The following is a 3,592-nucleotide window of genomic DNA, read 5'->3' on the forward strand; positions in this document are numbered from 1 at the left end:
CGAGGCGGGTGCCGCCCGGCGGCGCGGTGCCGCGCGGGGCGGGTGCCGTCCGGTCGCGCCGGTGTTCAGCGGCGGCGTCTGAGGGCCCGGCCCAGGACGATCGCCGACGCCACGACCAGTGCCGCCGCGGGGGCCGCCCAGCGGAGGGTGGGGCCGGCGGAGACGGTGAGCGGGGCGGGGACGGGGGCGTAGCGGCCGCGGGGCGGGGCGTGGTCCACCTCCTCGGTGCTGCGCCCGATCATCGTCCGCCGCGCGTGCGCCGCCTCGGCGGGCGGCTCGGCGGTCTCGGCGAAGTCCTCGGAGACGGGAGGCTCGTCGTCCTCGTCCTCCTCGTCGGCCAGCGGGTCGAGGGCGGAGGGCGGAACCTCGGTGTCGAAGACGGAGGCGGGCTCGGCCGGGCGGGCCTCGGGAGCCTCGTCGGCTTCGGCGGGCGGAGGCACCGGCGCGTCGTCGGCGTCCGGGGCGGCCTCGAAGTCGCCGGTGGCCAGAGGGGCGAAGTCCTCGGTGGCCAGGGACTCGGGGGCCGGCGGCCCGGGGAGCTCGGAGAGCTCTGCGGCCAGGTTCTCCACGCAACGGTTCAGCAGACGGGTCACCGCCGTGTGCACGGCCTCCGGAGGCAGCTCGGTGACGCGGCCGTCGGCGGAGGCGGTGCCGTCGAAGGTGAGCGTGGAGCCGTCGTCGGTGTCGCGGAGGCGGAGGGTGAGGACGAGCTTCACCGAGCCGGTGCCGCGGGACTCGGTCGCGTCGCCCTCGACGGCGTACGAACCGTCGTCGCGGGCGGAGACACGCAGGGTGCCGCGGTAGGTGATGGAGTGGCTGCCGATCCGCAGCTTCAGCCGGCCGGCGACGGGCTCGCCGCCCGCGTCCTGCTGGAGGACCGCGTCCTGCTGGAGCCCGGGAACCGCCCGGGCGACCCGCGCGGGGTCGGCGAGCGCCACCCGCACCCGCTGAGCCGGAACCGGAACGAACACCTCGTGCTCCATGTCAGCCGAGCGTACCCAGTACCGCCTCCGAATACCCTCCCCTCACCCACAACTCGCTCCGCCCCGCCACCGCGCGACCGGGCGCAGCCAAGCGTCAGCCGCTGTAGCGAGGGTGCACCAAGGTCGAAGGCGGCAGGCCGGGGACGCGGGCCCGGGTGGCGGCATCGGCGGCCGCCGTGAGCGATGCCGTGGTGAGAGTGCCCGGGCGGGGGGCGTGCGGGTCCAGGCGGAGGACCGGCGGGGTGCGGGAGGCCAGGACGAAGCCCCAGTCGTCGGGGCCGCGGCCGGTCACCCGGTACGGCGCGGTGCGCAGTCCGGCCGCGCGGATCGTGGACTCCACCGTCCAGAACACGCGCGGGCGGGAGGAGACCGGGCCCGCGTGCACCACCAGCCGGCCGCCGGGCGCCAGGGCCCGCCGGGCCAGGCCGTAGAACTCCTGCGCGTACAGCTTCGTACTCGAGGTGATGCCCGGGTCGGGCAGGTCCTCGATCACCACGTCGTACGCCGCCGGCGGCTCCCCCCGCAGCCGGCGGAAGACGTCGGCGGTGCTCACGCGCACGCGTGGATCGTCGTAGACGTGGGCGTTGAGCCGGGCGAGACCCGGATCGCCGCGCGCCAGCCGGACGACCGCCGGGTCGGGCTCGACGACGTCCACCCGCTCGACGCCGGGGTGTCGCAGCGCCTCGCGGGCGGCGAGCCCGTCACCGCCGCCGAGGATCAGCACGCGCGCGTGCGGTCCGGCCATCGCGGGGTGGACGAGCGCCTCGTGGTACCGGCGCTCGCCGCGGCCGCCGGCCCGCAGCCGCCCGTCGAGGAACAGCTTCAGCGGACGCCCGCGGGTGCCGCCGGTGAGGACCACCTCCTGCTCGCCGCTCCGCAGCGCCACCCGCACGTTCCCGCCGTACACCGCCTGCCGCGCGGCCCGCTCGAAGTCGCCCACCAGCACGGCCAGCGAGGCGAGCAGCCCGAGCACGGCGACGTTGGCGACGAGCAGCAGCCACCGGCCGCGCGGCGTCAGGTCCCGCCGGAACAGCCCGAGGACGAGCCCGCCACCGGCCACGGCGTTCACCGCGCCGGTGAGCAGCGCACTTGTCAACTGTCCCAGCAGCGGAAGCAGCAGGAACGGAAAGGCCAGCCCGCCGACGAGCGCGCCCACGTAGTCCGCCGCGAACAGGTCCGCGACCGCCCCGCCCGCGTCCTGGCGTCGGATGCGCTGGATCAGCTCCATCAGCAGCGGCACCTCGGCGCCGATCAGCAGACCTATGGCGAGGGAGAAGACGACCAGCAGACAGCGCGGCCCGTCCGCCCACATGCCGCCCCAGTCGCCGGTCCAGGCGAACACCGCGTACAGCGCCATGGCGCTGCAGCCCCCGACCAGGGCGAGCGCCGCCTCGATCACGCCGAAGCCGATGGCGGCGTGCCGGCGCAGCCGCTTGGCGGCGAGCGAGCCGATCCCCATCGCGAACACCATGACGGACAGCACGACGGACGCCTGGGTGACCGAGTCGCCCATCAAGTACGAGGCCAGCGCCACGAGTTCGAGCTCGTACACGAGTCCGCAGGCCGCGCAGACGAAGACCCCCGCGAGCACGATGTACCGGCCGGTGCCCGGCCGGACGGGCAGCCTCGCGGGGCCGCTGAAGGGCGGCGCCGAGCCGGGCGGGGCCGGGGCGTGCGGTTCGATCACGACTGCGACGTTACGTCACCGACGCGGGACGCTACGTCACCCACACGTGTGGAAAAGGCCGTTGCCGGCGCATCCCGTGTTTGCCCGTGTTCAACCGTCCCCGGCCGGCGCGGACCGGCGCACCCCCACCCTCGTCCGAGTCGCCACCAACTGGCCGTCCTGCGGGTAGGCGTGCCAGGTCCGCCAGTGCACCTGGCCCTCGCGCCGCTGCGCCAGCATCGCGGTGAACGCGTGCGGGCTGCCCGGGAAGACGCCCACGAGGCCGTGCGGATGGTCGGAGACGAGGGCCAGCAACTCCTGGGCGCGGCCCGCGAACGAGCCCGGCGAGAGGACCTCGACACGGGCCGCGAACTCGTACTCCCAGTCGCCCGCCCGCTTGGCGACACCGAGCGGCAGCGGTGTGCTGGAGCCCGGCATGCACGCCACGGTCTCCGAGCAGGGGCCCCGGTCCTCCTCCAGGAGCACCTGGTGCGACGCGCCGAGGAGTCTCAACTGCATTTTCGCGCCGTTCAGTTCGAGGTCCAGGGTGGCCAGCGCGGGCAGCGGCTCGCGCCCCAGGGCCCAGGCGAGGTCGGCCGCGCGCGTGTCGGTGTAGGAGGTGTTCAGGGTCGTGAGCATGGATCGGCTCCGCTAGCACACAAGGAAAAGAAACAGGGAGGCATGGGCCAAAGCGCCCCGTCGGCAGGGGGACAACGGCCCGGTCAGCCCAGTTCGGGAGGGGGGTGTGCAGAACGTCCGAGGGGCTGCGCAGGTGTTGTAGAGGGAATCATGAACAGCGGTTCCAGCACAGCGCTTTTACCCAAATTCGTGGGGTTTCCATCCCTCAGAGGGCCCCCCAGCTCAACTGTTCAACCCTGGCATGTGCCATGCGCACGAGTCGGGACCGCGGCGCCCGCCGGAGTGTCCCTCCGGCGGGCGCCGG

General features: G+C 74.6%; 3 protein-coding genes. All 3 read right to left on the reverse strand.

The window, feature by feature from the left end:
* Nucleotides 1-65: 65 nt before the first annotated feature.
* The 3 genes from DEP02_RS16675 to DEP02_RS16685 all read right to left on the reverse strand — a co-directional run bounded on the left by DEP02_RS16675 (nucleotide 66) and on the right by DEP02_RS16685 (nucleotide 3,288).
* A complete protein-coding gene (locus DEP02_RS16675) occupies nucleotides 66-983 on the reverse strand; it encodes an SRPBCC domain-containing protein (protein WP_112468152.1) in 918 nt (305 codons plus the stop codon).
* A 94-nt stretch (nucleotides 984-1,077) separates the two neighbouring features.
* A complete protein-coding gene (locus tag DEP02_RS16680) occupies nucleotides 1,078-2,670 on the reverse strand; it encodes a polyamine aminopropyltransferase (RefSeq protein ID WP_112468154.1) in 1,593 nt (530 codons plus the stop codon).
* Between the two features lie 90 nt (nucleotides 2,671-2,760).
* Nucleotides 2,761-3,288 (reverse strand): DUF2617 family protein, encoded by a 528-nt coding sequence (locus DEP02_RS16685; RefSeq protein ID WP_112468157.1) that lies wholly within the window; start codon nucleotides 3,286-3,288, stop codon nucleotides 2,761-2,763.
* Nucleotides 3,289-3,592: the final 304 nt, after the last annotated feature.

Origin of the sequence: Streptomyces triticisoli, from assembly GCF_003270085.1 — a bacterium.
In the GTDB taxonomy this organism is placed as follows: domain Bacteria; phylum Actinomycetota; class Actinomycetes; order Streptomycetales; family Streptomycetaceae; genus Streptomyces; species Streptomyces triticisoli.

Coding starts and splice junctions, on each gene's coding strand:
- DEP02_RS16675 (WP_112468152.1), bottom strand. CDS start 983: ATGGAGCACGAGGTGTTCGTTCCGGTTCCGGCTCAGCGGGTGCGGGTG.
- DEP02_RS16685 (WP_112468157.1), bottom strand. CDS start 3,288: ATGCTCACGACCCTGAACACCTCCTACACCGACACGCGCGCGGCCGAC.